Raw genomic sequence first — 13,224 nt, 5'->3', positions numbered from 1 at the left:
ACCGGGTCGAGTGTGCCGCGGCGGCAGCCCACCAGTGGGAGGAACACATGCCGGACAGTGCACTCTCCGGCGGGGACATCGTGCTGGTCACGATCGTCCTCGCCGTCTCGCTCGCCGCTCTCGCCTTCGCGGCCTACCTGGTCCGCGCCGTCATGGCGGCCGACCAGGGCACTCCGACGATGCGCGAGATCGCGCAGGCGGTGCAGGAGGGTGCCGCGGCGTACCTGCGCAGACAGTTCAAGACCCTCGGCGTCTTCGCGGTCATCGTCTTCCTGCTCCTGCTGGTGCTGCCGGTGCACGACGGCGGTTGGGGGACCCGCATCGGCCGGGCGTTGTTCTTCCTGGTCGGCGCGCTGTTCTCGGCCCTCGTCGGCTTCATCGGCATGACCCTGGCCACCCGCGGCAACGTGCGCGTGGCCGCGGCCGCGCGCACGGGCGGCTACCGGCCGGCCTTCCGCATCGCGTACCGCACCGGCGGCGTCTGCGGGATGATCACCGTGGGCCTCGGCCTGTTCGGCGCGGCCCTCGCACTGCTGCTGTTCGACGAGACCGCCCCGGTCGTGCTCGAGGGCTTCGGCTTCGGCGGGGCGCTGCTGGCGATGTTCATGCGCGTCGGCGGCGGCATCTTCACCAAGGCCGCCGACGTCGGCGCCGACCTCGTCGGCAAGGTCGAGGCCGGCATCCCCGAGGACGACCCGCGCAACGCGGCCACCATCGCCGACAACGTGGGCGACAACGTCGGTGACTGCGCGGGCATGGCCGCCGACCTGTTCGAGTCCTACGCGGTCACCCTCGTCGCCGCGCTCATCCTCGGCCAGGTCTTCTTCGGCGCCGTCGGCATGGTCTTCCCCCTCGTGGTCGCCGCCATCGGGGTGATCGCCTCGGTCGTCGGCATCCTGGCCAGCAACCCGAGCAAGAACGACGCGAGCGGTCTGGCGCCGATCAACCGGGGCTTCTTCACCTCCGCGGTCGTCTCCCTCGTCCTCGTCGCGGCCGCCTCCTTCACCGTGCTGCCCGACGTGGCCGACGTCCCCGACAGCGTGGTGAGCCCGCAGGTGCTCGGCTTCGTGGCGGTCCTGGTCGGCATCGTGCTCGCCGCTGCCATCCAGCAGCTCACCGGCTACTTCACCGAGACCAGCCGCAAGCCGGTCCAGGACGTCGGGCGCAGCTCGCTGACCGGCCCCGCGACGGTGATCCTCTCCGGCATCTCGCTGGGGCTCGAGTCGGCGGTGTACGCGGCCCTGCTCATCGGCGGGGCGGTCTACGGGGCCTTCCTGATCGGCGGCGGTGCCGCGCTCTACGCGGTCGCGCTCGCCGGTTGCGGCCTGCTGACGACGGCCGGCGTCATCGTCTCGATGGACACCTTCGGCCCGGTCAGCGACAACGCGCAGGGGATCGCCGAGATGTCCGGCGACATCGACGAGGAGGGCGCGCGCGTGCTCACGGACCTCGACGCGGTGGGCAACACGACCAAGGCCATCACCAAGGGGATCGCGATCGCCACCGCCGTCCTCGCGGCGACGGCGCTGTTCGGTTCCTACAACGAGCAGGTGCGCGCGGCAGTCGACGGCGCGGACCTGGGCGAGGCGTTCAGCCTGGTGGACCCGAGCAACGTCGTGGGCGCGGTGCTCGGCGCGTCGGTCGTCTTCTTCTTCTCGGGTCTGGCGATCAGCGCCGTCTCCCGGGCGGCCGGGCGAGTGGTGTTCGAGGTGCGGGAGCAGTTCCGCACCCACCCCGGGATCATGGACCGCACCGAGCGGCCGGACTACGGCGCGGTCGTCGACATCTGCACCAAGGACTCGCTGCGCGAGCTGGCCACCCCCGGCCTGCTCGCCGTCCTCGCCCCCGTGGCGGTCGGCTTCGGGCTCGGCGTCGGCCCCCTGGCGGCTTACCTGGTCGGGGCCATCGCGGCCGGCACCCTCATGGCCGTCTTCCTCGCCAACTCCGGCGGCGCCTGGGACAACGCCAAGAAGATGGTCGAGGACGGCGCCTACGGCGGGAAGGGCAGCGAGGCGCACGCCGCCACGGTCATCGGCGACACCGTCGGCGACCCGTTCAAGGACACCGCGGGCCCCGCGATCAACCCGCTGATCAAGGTGATGAACCTGGTGGCCCTGCTCATCGCGCCGGCCGTGGTCGGGCTGTCGGTGGGCGAGGACCAGAACACGGCCGTCCGCATCGCGATCGCGGTGGTCGCGGCCCTGGTGATCGTCGGCGCCGTCGTCGTCTCCAAGCGCCGGTCGGTCGTGGTCGGCGGTGCCTCCGCCGACGCCCCGACCTCGCTGACCACCAGCGTCCCCTGACCGCACGCACCGCACCCTCGGGCACGGGCGCGCCGCCTGGCGCGTCCGTGCCCGGTCTGTGGACGTCGACCGTCGCTGTGGACGGGCACCCGGGCGACGGCACCGGATCGGCCTAGCGTCCCGCCGCACCGGACCCGCCGTGGGCCCGGGCAGACGCCGGGAGGTCCTGACGTGTCCACCACGATCGCCGCCGAGTTCGACGCCATCGACACGCTGGCCGCCGAGCTCGTCGGCCTCGCCGCCGAGCTCTCCGGGGACGCGCAGCTGTGCCGGTCCACCGCGGGCTCCCTGGGGACGGCGGTGAGCGGGGGAACCGGGGAGCGGGCCGGCGCCACGGGCTCGGGGTGGGCCGCCACGCTGGAGCTCCTGGGCCGGCAGGCCGGTGCGCTGGCCGCGACCCTGTCGGCGGCGGTCGACTCCTACCGGATGGCGGACGCGGCGCTGGCCGACCGGGTGCTCGCCCGCCGCCACGCCCCGACCGCCCGGTGAGCGCTCCGGCCCTCGCCGAGGTCGCCGGGTGGGACCTCCCGTTGCTGCGCGGAGCGGTCTGGACCCTCGACTCGGTCGCCGCCGGGCTGCCCGCATGGCGGTCCCGGATCGAGGTCGTCGGCCGCTCGCTGGAGGACGCGCACTGCTGGTACGGGGCGGCAGCGCAGTCCGCCGGTGCCGCGCTGGTGGAGGTCTCGACGGTCGCCACCGCGGTCACCGCCGCGCTCGACGAGTCGTTGGGGCACGCGCAGCGCCTGCTCGCCGAGGCGAAGGTCGCGCAGGAACTGGCCGAGCGGGCGCTGGCCGTCGCCGCGTCCGTCCCCGTCGTGCTGGACGGCGCCGGGCGGTTGGTCGCGCTGCCGGCCGTGCCGATCGGCGCCGAAGCAGGTCTCGGCGTCGACCAGACCGCCGCCGCGCTGCAGGCCCAGGAGCTGGCCGAGGAGGCTCTGCAGTCGGCGGCGCGGGCTCAGCTCGCGGCGGACGAGGCCGGGAGCGCCCTCACGCGGGTGGGAGTCGGCGGCGGCCTCGTCCCGGCCACGTTCGACGACCTCCTCGGGCCGGTCCGGGCCGGCGCCGGCATCGCCGCGGTCCTCCCGCCGCCGGGCGGGTCCGATGACCGGGCGGCGTGGTGGTCGGGTCTGTCGGCAGCGGACCGGCTCACCGCGATCCGCGAGATCCCCGGCCGGATCGGCCAGCTCGACGGCCTGCCGGCCTGGGCCCGCGACCAGGCCAACCAGGAGCTGGTGGACCGGGCGCTGGCGGACCCGTCAGTGCCCGGGCACGCGGTCGCCGTCTCGGTGTCGGCGGAGATCGCCAGGAGGGAGGTCGCGGGCGAGGAGGTGCAGCTGCACGAGTTCCAGCCGGCGGAGGGGCTGGTCGCCCTGGCGATCGGCGACCTGGACACCGCGGACCACGTGGGGTTGCTCGTGCCCGGCACCGGCACCGACCCGATCGGGGACCTGGACGACCTCGCCGACGACGCGGGCACGGTGGCGGACGCCACGACGGTGGCGGCTCCGGCGGCCACCGTCGCGACCATCGCCTGGATGGGCTACCGGGCGCCGTCGAACCTCGCCCAGGCCGCCAGCCCCCACTACTCCTGGGCGGGCGGCCGGGCACTGGACGCGACCCTGGACGGGCTCGCGTCGGCGCGGGCGGCGACATCGGGTGGACGTCCGCACACCACCGTGATCGGGCACAGCTACGGCACCCTGGTGGTCGACCGAGCGGCCGATGCCCCGGGTCGGCTGGCCGCCGACGACGTGGTCCTGCTCGGGAGTCCGGGGATGGACAACACGGCCGCCGAGCTCGAGGTCGACGGGGTGTACGAGGCGTCGGCGCCGTTCGACCCGGTCAGTTCCGTGCTCGACGTCCACGGATCGCGGACCGACAGCTGGCTCTTCGGGGCCGAGGCGCTGCCGACCGACTGGCGCAACTGGCACACCGGCTACTACGACGAGGACGGCCCGACGGCCACCGCGATGGGCGAGGTGGTGGCCGGTGTCCGCGAGCCGGCCTGACCCACGCGGGCGCGGGAACACGGCGCGACCCCCGACCATTGGAGCGGGTGACGGCACGCCCACGGTGGGTCGCCACCGGGCTCCCGGTCGGCCTCGTGGCCTACCGTGGCGTCGCCGAGGGCGTGCGGACAGCGACCGCGTCGTCCGGCGCCAGACCTCCGGCGCGCACCGAGCACCCCCGACAGGAGCACCGTGGCACCCACGAAGACCACGAAGACCGGCACCTCTGCCGCGGCCTCGACGGCCGGTGGCACGAGCACCCCTGCCCGCCGCCGGACCGCGGCGAGCGGCGGCGGCCGCCCGCTGGTCATCGTGGAGTCGCCGACCAAGGCCGGGAAGATCGCCGGCTACCTGGGCAACGGCTACGTCGTCGAGGCCAGCGTCGGGCACATCCGCGACCTGCCGCGCAACGCCGCCGACGTGCCGGCCGAGCACAAGGGCGCGTCCTGGGCGCGGCTCGGTGTCGACGTCGACAACGCCTTCGAGCCGCTGTACGTGGTCAGTCCCGACCGCAGGCAGCAGGTCAGCCGGCTCAAGCAGCTGGTGAAGGACGCCAGCGAGGTCTACCTCGCCACCGACGAGGACCGCGAGGGCGAGGCCATCGCCTGGCACCTGGTCGACACGCTCAAGCCGCGGGTCCCCGTGCGCCGGATGGTCTTCCACGAGATCACCCCCGAGGCGATCGCCCGCGCCGTCGCCAACCCCCGGGAGCTGGACACCGCGCTGGTCGACGCGCAGGAGACCCGCCGCATCCTCGACCGGCTCTACGGCTACGAGGTCAGCCCCGTGCTGTGGAAGAAGGTGCTGCCGAAGCTCTCGGCCGGCCGGGTGCAGTCCGTGGCCACCCGGATCGTCGTCGAGCGCGAGCGGGAGCGGATGGCCTTCCGCTCGGCCGACTACTGGTCGCTGGAGGGCACGTTCGCGGTCGCCGGCCAGCGCAGCGGTGCCGACGAGGGCGAGCCCACGACGCTGCGCGCCCGGCTGGTCAGCGTCGACGACAGCCGGGTCGCGACCGGTCGCGACTTCGACCCCGCCACCGGCCAGGTCACCGGCGAGGTCGTGCACCTCGACGAGGCCGGCGCCCGCGGCCTAGCCGCCCGGCTCGAGGGCCGGCAGGTGACGGTCAGCCGGGTCGATGAGAAGCCCTACCGGCGTCGTCCGTACGCGCCGTTCACCACCTCGACGCTGCAGATGGAGGCCGGCCGCAAGCTCGGCTGGTCGTCCGCGCAGGTCATGCGGGTGGCTCAGCGGCTGTACGAGAACGGCCACATCACCTACATGCGGACCGACTCGACGAACCTGTCGAACGAGGCGATCAACGCCGCCCGCACCCAGGCCCGCGAGCTGTACGGCGACGCCTACGTCCCCGCCGAGGCGCGCCGCTACGCCAAGAAGGCCAAGGGCGCGCAGGAGGCGCACGAGGCGATCCGCCCCGCCGGCGACAACTTCCGCACCCCCGGCCAGCTCGCCGGTCAGCTGGCCCGCGACGAGTTCCGGCTCTACGAGCTGGTCTGGCAGCGCACCATCGCCTCCCAGATGGCCGACGCGGTCGGGCAGAGCGTGAGCATCCGGCTGGCCGGGCGCAGCAGCACCGACGAGGCGGTCGAGTTCACCGCCAGCGGCCGCACGATCACCTTCCCCGGCTTCCTCCGCGCCTACGTGGAGTCCCGGGACGAGAGCCCGGCCGGCGACGACGACCAGGGCAGCGACGACGCCGAGCGCCGGATGCCGCGGGTGGAGCGCGGTCAGCAGCTCGACACCCGGGCGCTGGAGGCCAAGGGCCACTCGACGACCCCGCCGTCGCGCTACACCGAGCCGAGCCTGATCGCCCGGCTGGAGGAGCTGGGCATCGGCCGGCCCTCCACCTACACGTCGATCCTGCAGACCATCCAGGACCGCGGGTACGTGTGGAAGAAGGGCGCCGCGCTGGTGCCCACCTTCGTGGCCTTCGCCGTGGTCAACCTGCTGGAGCAGCACTTCGCCCAGCTGGTCGACTACGACTTCACCGCCTCGCTGGAGCAGGAACTCGACGAGATCGCGGCCGGCGCCCTCGGCCGGGTCGACTGGCTGACCGAGTTCTACTTCGGCGGCGAGGGCCGGCACGCCGGTGGCATCGCGGCCTCCGGTGGGCTCAAGTCGGTCATCGGGCAGCAGCTGGAGGAGATCGACGCCCGCGGGGTCAACTCGATCCCGCTGCGGGCCACCGGACCGGAGGGCGAGCCGGTCGTCGTCCGCGTGGGGCGTTACGGCCCCTACCTGCAGGTCGGCGGGGAGGAGGGGCCGCGCGTCAGCCTGGCCGAGGACCTCGCGCCCGACGAGCTGACGCAGGAGAAGGTCGAGGAGCTGCTCGCCGCGCCGTCCGGCGACCGCGAGCTCGGCGCCGACCCCGAGTCCGGCCACCCGGTCGTGGTCAAGGCCGGCCGCTACGGCCCCTACGTCACGACGGTCGTGCCCGAGGGCAGCAAGGGGAGCCCGCGGACGGCGAGCCTGTTCTCGTCGATGTCGCCGGAGACGGTGACCCTCGACGACGCCCTCACGTTGCTGACCCTGCCGCGCACGGTCGGCACCGCGCCGGACGGCGAGGAGATCCAGGCGCTCAACGGCCGCTACGGGCCCTACCTGAAGAAGGGCACCGACTCGCGCTCGCTGGAGTCCGAGGACCGGCTGTTCACCGTCACGCTCGACGAGGCGCTGGCCGTCTTCGCCCAACCCAAGCAGCGGGGGCGCCGCGCCGCCGCAGCACCGCTGAAGGAGCTGGGCGCCGACCCGGTCACGCAGGGCACCGTCACCGTCCGCGAGGGCCGGTTCGGCCCGTACGTGACCGACGGCGAGACCAACGCCAGCCTGCGCAAGGGCGACGACGTCGAGACCATCACCCTCGGGCGCGCCGCGGAGCTGCTCGCCGACCGGCGCGCCAACCCGAGTACCAAGAAGAAGGCCACCAAGAAGAAGGCCGCCGCCAAGAAGACGACGGCGGGGAAGGCGACCACCAAGAAGACGCCGGCCGCGAAGACGACCGCCGGGAGGGCCACGAGGAAGGCGACGGCGGGTAACGACGCCGTCCCCGCGAGCTGACGGCCGCCGTGCCGGGCCACGAGCTCGACGCCGAGAGCCGGCGGCAGCGAGCGGCCTCGTTCGGCTCCGTGGCCGCCGGCTACGCGGCGCACCGGCCGGCCTACCCGGCCGACGCCGTGGTCTTCCTGGTGGGGAACCGCCCGCGCCACGTGCTCGACCTGGGCGCCGGAACCGGGCTGCTCACCGGCGGGCTGCTCGCGGCCGGGCACGAGGTGGTCGCCGTCGACCCCGCCGAGCCGATGCTCGCCGAGCTCCGCGTGCGGTACCCGCAGGTGCCCACGCACGTCGGGGACGCGGAGGCCGTCCCCCTGCCCGACGGCAGCGTCGACGCCGTCGTCGCCGGGCAGGCCGCGCACTGGTTCGACCCGGAGCCCGCGGCCGCGCAGCTGCGGCGGGTGCTGCGTCCCGGCGGCGTGATCGGCCTGGTGTGGAACACCCGCGACGAGGAGGTCTCGTGGGTGACCGCGCTCGGCCGGGCGCTGGCGGCCGAGGCCCGCGGTCACGAGGCCGACCAGGGCGTCGTCGAGGCCTTCGCCCGCGCACTGGGCGCCCGGGTCGAGCACCACCGCTCCGGGATCGTGCAGCGTCTCGGCCCCGAGCAGGTGGTCGCCGGCATCGCCACGCGCAGCTACGTCGCCATGATGGACGCCGACCGGCGGGAGCAGTTTGTCGGCGAGGTCCGCGCGGTGCTCGACACCCACCCCGACACCCGCGGCCGCGACCTCGTCGACCTGCCCTACCGCACGGACGCCTACCGGCTGACCCCCGGCTGACCCCTGACGACTCAGGTGGCGTGCCCGACGGCGAACACCCGCCGGAAGGGCAGCAGCGTCGTCCCGTCCGGGCGGCGCGGGTAGGCAGTCCGCAGCGCCGCGGCGTACTCGGCGGTGAGCTCGGCGGCGTCGTCCTCCTCCAACTGCGCGAGCACCGGCCGCAGCACGGTCGAGCGCACCCAGGCCAGCACCGGGTCCTCCCCGCGCAGCACGTGCAGGTAGGTCGTCTCCCACGCCTCGACGGCCAACCCCGCGCCGGCGAGGACCTCCAGGTAGCCGGCCGGGTCGAGCACCGCGTCCTCCGCCGGCGCCGCGTCGCCCACGAGCCCGGCCCATCGGGGCGAGCGGCACAGCGCGGCCAGCAGCGCGTGCGTCGGCGCCCGCCAGTTGCCGGGCACCTGCAGCGCCAGCCACCCGCTGGGCGCGAGCTGTCCGGTCCACCGGCGCAGCAGGTCGGCGTGGCCGGGCGCCCAGTGCAGGACGGCGTTCGTGACCAGGACGTCGACCGGCTCGTCGGGCCGCCACTCCCGGACGTCGCCGAGGGCGAAGGCCACCCGGCCGGGGACGGCGTGCGCGGCGGCCGCGGCGAGCATCTCCGGCGAGGAGTCGACCCCGGTGACCCGCGCGCCCGGCCACCGCTGCGCCAGCGACGCGGTCAGCGCGCCCTCGCCGCAGCCGAGGTCGACCACGGTCCGCGGCTCGCGGGCGCCGACACGGGCCAGCAGGTCGGCGAACGGCCGCGCCCGCTCGTCGCCGAAGCGCAGGTAGCCGGTGGGGTCCCACGGGGCGCTGCTCGTCACGGCCCGACCCTAGGGCCGGGAGCCGGGGACCGTCGGTCCCGGCCGGTAGCGTGACCGTCGCCGTACCGCCACCCACGCAGCCCGGGAGCCCCGTGTCCGACGACGGTCCACCCGCCCTCCCCGTCGAGGCCGCCGCCCACCCCCGCGGGCTGTTCGTCGCGTTCGAGGGTGGCGAGGGCGCGGGCAAGTCCACCCAGGTCCGGCTGCTGTGCGAGTGGCTGACCGCGCAGGGCCGGGCGGCGCGGGCCACCTTCGAGCCCGGCGGCACCCCGGCCGGTGCGGCCGTCCGGGCGATCGTGCTCGACCGCGCGCACACCGGGCTGTCCCCGCGCGCCGAGGCGCTGCTGTACGCCGCCGACCGCGCCCAGCACACGCACGCCGTCCTCCACCCCGCACTGGCGGCCGGCGAGGTGGTCGTGACCGACCGGTACGTCGACAGCTCGCTGGCCTACCAGGGCGCCGGGCGCACCATCGGCCTGGACGACGTCGCGGCGATCTCCCGGTGGGCCACCCAGGGGCTGCGCCCGGACCTCACCGTGCTGCTCGACCTGTCCCCGGAGACCGGGCTGGCGCGCGCCCGCGGCCGGGCGGTCGCCGACCGGCTGGAGTCGGAGTCGCTGGAGTTCCACGAGCGGGTCCGCGACACCTTCCGCACGCTCGCCGCGGCCGAGCCGGGGCGCTACCTCGTGCTCGACGCCACGCGCAGCGTCGACGAGCTCGCCGCCGACGTCCGGGAGCGGGTGGGCGCGCTGCTGGGGGTGCGGTCGTGAGTGGCGTCTGGGACCGGGTCATCGGCCAGCCGGCGGTCGTCGCCGAGCTGCAGGCAGCCGTCGCCGACACGACGGCGATGACCCACGCCTGGCTGTTCACCGGCCCGCCGGGGTCGGGGCGGTCGGTCGCCGCCCGCGCCTTCGCCGCCGCGCTGCAGTGCCCCGACGGCGGCGACGGCACCTGCCACGCCTGCCGGACGGTGCTCGCCGGGACACACTCCGACATCACCGTCATCGACCCGGAGGGGCTGTCCATCGGCGCCAAGGAGGCGCGGGAACTGGTGTTCATCGCCGGCCGCGCGCCGTCCCAGGGACGCTGGCAGGTGATCATCGTCGAGGACGCCGACCGGATGACGGAACACGCAGCCAACGCCGTGCTGAAGATGATCGAGGAGCCGCCATCGCGCACGGTCGTCATGCTGTGCGCGCCGAGCTTGCACCCCGACGACATCAAGGTCACCATCCGCTCGCGGTGCCGGGTGGTCGGCCTGCGCACCCCGGCGGTCGACGCGGTCGCCGACGTCCTGGTCCGCCGAGACGGCGTCGACCCCGCGCTGGCCGCCTGGTCCGCCGGTGCCTCCGGCGGCCATGTCGGACGTGCCCGGCGGCTCGCTCGGGACGAGGAGGCCCGGCTGAGCCGCAAGGCAGTGCTCGACATCCCGCTCTCGCTCGTCTCCCTCGCCGCCTGCCTGAACGCCGCGGACGACCTCGTCGGTGCGGCGCAGGAGGAGACCGACACAGCGACCGATGCCCTGGACGCCGCCGAGACGGAGGCGCTCAAGAACAGCCTGGGTGTGGGCGCCCGCGGCCCCGGTGTCGCCGCCGCGAGCCGAGGGAGCGCCGGGCAGCTGAAGGAGCTCGAGCGCCGGCAGAAGGTGCGGGCGACGCGCATCGGTCGTGACTCCCTCGACCGCGCCCTGGTCGACCTCGCCGGGATCTACCGGGACGCGCTGGTCCTCAACTCCGCGCCGGCGGAGCCGTTGCCCTTGAACCACCCGGACCGCCGCGCCGACGCCCAGGAGTTGGCGCGGCGGATCGGCGCGGAGGGGGCCCTCCGCCGCATCGAGGCCGTCCTGGCCTGCCGCGTCGCGATCGAGCAGAACGTGAAGCCGCAGATCGCGATGGAGGCGCTCACCGTGGCGCTGCGGCTGCCATCGTGACCCGCCGGGGCCTGCGCCGGGGGAGCGGAGCGGTCACGTAAGCTGGCTGGGCACGCGCGCCGCCTTAGCTCAGTCGGTAGAGCATCTCACTCGTAATGAGAAGGTCGTCGGTTCGATTCCGACAGGCGGCTCCACCCAGCGGCCCCGTCCACCGGACGGGGCCGCTGTCGTCCGCACGGGGCCCAGACACGCTGACGGCGGCGCACCTCGTGGGGTGCGCCGCCGTCGACGTCCGTCGTGCGCTCGGCGGCCGCTCGGTGGCGGGCCAGGGTGTCCACCCTCCAGACTCCCGCGCCGAGCGTGGGCGGAAGGGTGGTCCTTCCTCAGTGGTGGGGTTCGGCTTCCTCGGCCCGCTGCAGTGAGGCGTTGATCTCCGCCTCCGCCTCGGAGTGGCCGACCCACTCCGCGCCCTCGACCGACTTGCCCGGCTCGAGGTCCTTGTAGGTCTCGAAGAAGTGCTGGATCTCCAGGCGGTCGAACTCCGACACGTCGTGGATGTCGATCAAGTGCGCCATCCGCGGGTCCGTCGCCGGCACGCAGAGGACCTTGTCGTCCCCTCCGGCCTCGTCGGTCATCCGGAACATGCCGATGGCGCGGCAGGTGATCAGGCATCCGGGGAACGTCGGCTCGTCGAGGATCACCAGGGCGTCGAGCGGGTCGCCGTCCTGCCCCAGGGTGTTCTCGATGTACCCGTAGTCCGCCGGATAGCGGGTGGAGGTGAACAGCATCCGGTCCAAGCGGATGCGTCCGGTGGCGTGGTCCAGCTCGTACTTGTTCCGCTGGCCCTTCGGGATCTCTACCGTCACGTCGAACTGCACGGGACGTAGTGTGGCGGATCGGACCCCGGAGGACCGCCGGAGGTCGCTTCAGGGGGTGGGCACCATCGCGTCCAGCGGGTCGGCGACCGTCACGCCGAAGTACTCCCGGTTCCGTCGCCGCCTCGTCCTCGTGGTGCTCGCGCTGCTGCTCGTGGCGGGTGCCGGCGTCTGGTTCGTCGCCGCCCCGCAGGGGGACGACGGCGCTCCGGAGGTCGCCGCCGCGGACGCCCGGCTGCCCGACGTCGAGCCGGCCGCCCCGGTGCTCGCGGCGCTGTCGTCGCAGGCGCCCGCTCCGAACGCCACGGTGCTCGCGGGCGAGCTGGCGCCGCTGCTGGCCGCTCCCGCCCTGGGCCCCGGCGTCGAGGCGCAGGTGGTCGACGTCGCCTCCGGCGACGTGCTGCTCGACCAGAACGGGGACGACCCGTCCACGCCGGCCTCGACGGCCAAGCTGCTGACGGCAGTCGCCGCGCTGACCACCCTGGGCCCCGACGCCACGCTGGAGACCACCGTGGTCGCGGGCGCCGCTGCGGACGAGGTGGTGCTCGTGGGCGGTGGCGACCCGACGCTGTCGCGGACGGTCCCCTCGCTGACCTACCCCGGGGCGCCCACCGTCGCCGAGCTCGCCGCACAGGTGGGGGCCGCCCTGCCGCCGGGCACCGAGGTCAGCCGCGTCGTCGTCGACAACTCGCTGTTCGACGGCCCGCTCACCGCCGCCAGCTGGGGGCCCGGCGACGCGCCGTCCACCTACGCCGCCCCGGTCACCGCGACCGCCGTCGACGGCGCCCGGGTCAGCCCCACGGAGCTGCAACGCAGCGGCGCCCCGGGCACCGACGCCGGCACCGCGCTGGCCGTCGCGCTCGGCGCGCCCGACGCGACCGTCGTCCTGGGCGACGCGCCGCAGGGCGCGCAGACCCTGGGGAGCGTGCGGTCGGCGCCCGTGGCCCGGCTGGTCGAGCAGGCGCTGTCCCAGTCGGACAACCTGCTCACCGAGTCGCTGGCCCGCCACGTCGCGCTCGCCGGCGGCCTGCCGGCCACCTTCGAGGGGTCCGCCGAGGCGGTCACCGACGCGCTGGCCGGCGCCGGGCTCGACGTCACCGGCGTCTCGCTGGCCGACGGCAGCGGCCTGTCCACCACCGACCGGGTCCCCGTCTCGCTGCTCGCCGACCTGCTCACCGGCGCCGCCGACGGCACGCTGGCCGACGCCTCCGCGGTCCTCTCCGGGCTGCCCGTCGCCGGCTACGACGGCACGCTGGCCGAGCGCGGCGACGAGGACCCGCAGACGGCGCCGGGCTCGGTGCGCGCCAAGACCGGCACGCTGCTGGGCGTGCACGGCCTGGCCGGCACGGTGGTCACCGCCGAGGGCCGGCTGCTGGTCTTCGCCGTCCTCGCCGACAGCGCGCCGGCCAACGGGCTGGCCGCCGAGGCCGCGCTGGACGACGTCGCCTCGGCGCTGGCCGCGTGCGGCTGCCGCTGAGAGCGGCCTCCTGGCCCCACCGTGGAAGGCCTCCGTCCTCGC

Annotated in this window: 10 protein-coding genes and 1 tRNA gene; 9 read left to right on the top strand and 2 right to left on the bottom strand. The window is 75.0% G+C overall.

What is annotated here, in order from left to right; translation table 11 throughout:
• Positions 1–47 precede the first annotated feature (47 nt).
• The 5 genes from BLW63_RS09345 (at position 48) to BLW63_RS09325 (ending at position 8,160) form a co-directional block, all read left to right on the top strand.
• The gene (locus BLW63_RS09345; protein ID WP_091154191.1) at positions 48–2,303 is read left to right on the top strand and encodes a sodium-translocating pyrophosphatase; all 2,256 of its coding nucleotides are present in this window, start codon (positions 48–50) and stop codon (positions 2,301–2,303) included.
• Positions 2,304–2,474: 171 nt separating this feature from the next.
• Positions 2,475–2,792 carry a hypothetical protein gene (locus BLW63_RS26755; protein WP_091154187.1) on the top strand — a complete coding sequence of 106 codons (318 nt, stop codon included), beginning with the start codon at positions 2,475–2,477 and terminating at the stop codon, positions 2,790–2,792.
• Positions 2,789–4,312 (top strand): alpha/beta hydrolase, encoded by a 1,524-nt coding sequence (locus tag BLW63_RS09335; RefSeq protein ID WP_091154184.1) that lies wholly within the window; start codon positions 2,789–2,791, stop codon positions 4,310–4,312. Before BLW63_RS26755 ends, BLW63_RS09335 begins: the two co-directional genes overlap by 4 nt.
• A gap of 192 nt (positions 4,313–4,504) precedes the next feature.
• Complete coding sequence (gene topA, locus BLW63_RS09330) at positions 4,505–7,387, top strand: type I DNA topoisomerase (RefSeq protein WP_091154181.1); 2,883 nt, start codon at positions 4,505–4,507, stop codon at positions 7,385–7,387.
• Between the two features lie 8 nt (positions 7,388–7,395).
• A complete protein-coding gene (locus tag BLW63_RS09325) occupies positions 7,396–8,160 on the top strand; it encodes a class I SAM-dependent methyltransferase (protein WP_091154178.1) in 765 nt (254 codons plus the stop codon).
• 11 nt (positions 8,161–8,171) lie between these two features.
• On the opposite strand, the gene BLW63_RS09320 is transcribed toward BLW63_RS09325, so the two are convergent.
• The gene (locus BLW63_RS09320) at positions 8,172–8,960 is read right to left on the bottom strand and encodes a trans-aconitate 2-methyltransferase (protein WP_091154174.1); all 789 of its coding nucleotides are present in this window, start codon (positions 8,958–8,960) and stop codon (positions 8,172–8,174) included.
• A 92-nt stretch (positions 8,961–9,052) separates the two neighbouring features.
• On the opposite strand from BLW63_RS09320, the gene tmk reads away from it, so the two are divergent.
• The 3 genes from tmk to BLW63_RS09305 all read left to right on the top strand — a co-directional run bounded on the left by tmk (position 9,053) and on the right by BLW63_RS09305 (position 11,024).
• The gene (gene tmk / locus BLW63_RS09315) at positions 9,053–9,730 is read left to right on the top strand and encodes a dTMP kinase (protein ID WP_091154171.1); all 678 of its coding nucleotides are present in this window, start codon (positions 9,053–9,055) and stop codon (positions 9,728–9,730) included.
• A complete protein-coding gene (locus tag BLW63_RS09310; protein WP_091154167.1) occupies positions 9,727–10,890 on the top strand; it encodes a DNA polymerase III subunit delta' in 1,164 nt (387 codons plus the stop codon). Before tmk ends, BLW63_RS09310 begins: the two co-directional genes overlap by 4 nt.
• Positions 10,891–10,948: 58 nt before the next feature.
• Positions 10,949–11,024 (top strand) — tRNA-Thr (locus BLW63_RS09305).
• Positions 11,025–11,213: 189 nt separating this feature from the next.
• Here BLW63_RS09305 and BLW63_RS09300 read toward each other — a convergent pair.
• Positions 11,214–11,708, bottom strand: a complete 495-nt coding sequence (locus tag BLW63_RS09300; protein WP_091154163.1) for an inorganic diphosphatase — start codon at positions 11,706–11,708, stop codon at positions 11,214–11,216.
• 55 nt (positions 11,709–11,763) lie between these two features.
• On the opposite strand from BLW63_RS09300, the gene dacB reads away from it, so the two are divergent.
• A complete protein-coding gene (gene dacB / locus BLW63_RS09295) occupies positions 11,764–13,182 on the top strand; it encodes a D-alanyl-D-alanine carboxypeptidase/D-alanyl-D-alanine endopeptidase (protein ID WP_244522462.1) in 1,419 nt (472 codons plus the stop codon).
• The last annotated feature ends 42 nt before the right edge of the window (positions 13,183–13,224 follow it).

It is taken from the genome of Geodermatophilus africanus (genome assembly GCF_900107105.1).
Lineage (GTDB): Bacteria > Actinomycetota > Actinomycetes > Mycobacteriales > Geodermatophilaceae > Geodermatophilus > Geodermatophilus africanus.
This window is presented reverse-complemented; position numbering and strand designations above follow the sequence as displayed.